The 1570-nt window shown below is 72.7% G+C and carries 2 protein-coding genes and 1 pseudogene; 1 reads left to right on the top strand and 2 read right to left on the bottom strand.

Annotated elements, in window-relative coordinates; all coding sequences use genetic code 11:
- A pseudogene (locus tag QH283_RS19595) lies at positions 1 to 187 on the top strand (hypothetical protein); the annotation flags it as partial.
- Here QH283_RS19595 and QH283_RS19590 read toward each other — a convergent pair.
- Both QH283_RS19590 and QH283_RS19585 read right to left on the bottom strand, forming a co-directional pair.
- A complete protein-coding gene (locus QH283_RS19590; RefSeq protein ID WP_280504441.1) occupies positions 163 to 951 on the bottom strand; it encodes an ABC transporter permease in 789 nt (262 codons plus the stop codon). The pseudogene QH283_RS19595 and the gene QH283_RS19590 overlap by 25 nt on opposite strands.
- An 83-nt stretch (positions 952 to 1034) precedes the next feature.
- The coding region (locus tag QH283_RS19585) for a DUF4162 domain-containing protein (protein WP_280504440.1) at positions 1035 to 1570 on the bottom strand (536 nt) is incomplete at its 5' end.

Below are 1570 nucleotides of genomic sequence, written 5' to 3'. Positions count from 1 at the left end.
TTGGTGCTCACGCCCCCCGTGGCCCGCCTCACCCCCCGCCCCGGCGGCTCCCCCCCCACCCGCCAACTTAACGCCCGCGGTCCCCCCCGCACGGCCGGCCTTCGTGTTGTCCGGCACCCGGGTCCGCCCCGGCGGGCGCGACCTGGGTCCGGTGACCGGCACCTACCGGCTGGCGACCTTGCGGTAGCACAGCAGGGCCAGCGGCATGGCCACCGCCAGGATGGCCAGCGAGCAGAACACCGCGTACTCCACGCAGTGCTCGGCGGGCCAGCCGGTGGGCTGCGGGAAGAACGGCGGCGCGCCGTTGTCGAACAGTTTGCGGCCCGAGGCCGCGACCGCGGTGATCGGGTTCCACTCCGCGATCACCCGCAGCGGCCCCGGCAGGGTAGCGGCGGAGATGAACGCCGAGGAGATGAAGGTCAGCGGGAACAGCCAGATCAGCCCGGCGCTCTGGGCGACCTCCACGTTCGACGACAGCAGCCCGGTCAGCGCGCCGACCCAGGACATGGCGAAGGCGAACAGCAGGATGATGCCGAACGCCAGCGCCGCGTCGGCGATCGAACCGTTGATCCGCCAGCCCACGATGTAGCCGCAGCCCACCATGACCGCCAGGCTGAGCACGCTGACCACCAGGTCCGACAGGGTGCGGCCCATGAGCACCGCCAGCCGCGACATGGGCAGCGCGCGCATCCGGTCGATGATGCCCTTCTGCAGGTCGCCCGCCAGGCCGACGGTGGTGAAGGCGGCGCTGAAGGCGACGGTCTGGGTGAAGATGCCCGCGAGCAGAAACTCGCGGTACTGGCTGCCACCGAGAGAGGCGCCGAAGATGTAGGCGAACAGGAACACGAACATCAGCGGCTGGATGGTGGCGGTCACCAGCAGCGTCGGCACCCGCAGGATGGTCAGCAGGTTGCGGTGCGCCACGATGGCGCTGTCCCGCACGAACCGCATGCGCGGCGAATACTCCTGTGTGGCGCGATGTTTCGCGGGCGTCGGGGCCGCGCCGGCTTCCGGCGCGAGTTCGGTGGCTGTGGTCACGACAGGATCTCCTCGCGGACGTCGTCGGTTTCCGGTTCGGCGTCGCCGGTGGCGGGGCTGCCCGTGAGGGACAGGAACACATCGTCGAGGCTCGGCCGGTGCACACCCGCGTCGAGCACGCAGACGCCCGCGTCGTCGAGCCTGCGCAGCGCTTCGACCATGGTGCGGGTGCCCTCGCCGACGACCACCGACAGCACCTCCTGGCCGTCCGGCTCCAGCCGGGGCTCGCCGAGGCCGACCTCCTCGAGCACCCGCAGCGCAGGCTTCGGGTCCTGCCCGGCGGCGAGAGTGACGGTGAGCCGGTCGCCGCCGATGGACGCCTTCAGTTCCTCGGCCGACCCGCGGGCGATGACCCGGCCGTGGTCGATGACCACGATCCGGTCGGCCAGCATGTCGGCCTCCTCGAGGTATTGCGTGGTGAGAAGCACGGTGGTGCCGTGGGGGGCCCGGGGGGCGCACACCCCCCCCCACAACCCCCCCCCCCCCCGGGGGGGGGCGGGGGGGGGGGCGGGGCGCCCCCCCCCCCCCCCCC

It is taken from the genome of Nocardia farcinica, from assembly GCF_029867845.1.
Lineage (GTDB): Bacteria > Actinomycetota > Actinomycetes > Mycobacteriales > Mycobacteriaceae > Nocardia > Nocardia farcinica_A.
The sequence above is the reverse complement of the archived record's forward strand: the minus strand, read 5'-3'. Positions and strand labels throughout refer to the sequence as shown.

Bases quoted from the DNA above. Each gene is read 5' to 3' on its own strand.
- QH283_RS19590 (WP_280504441.1), bottom strand. From the start codon at position 951: ATGCGGTTCGTGCGGGACAGCGCCATCGTGGCGCACCGCAACCTGCTG.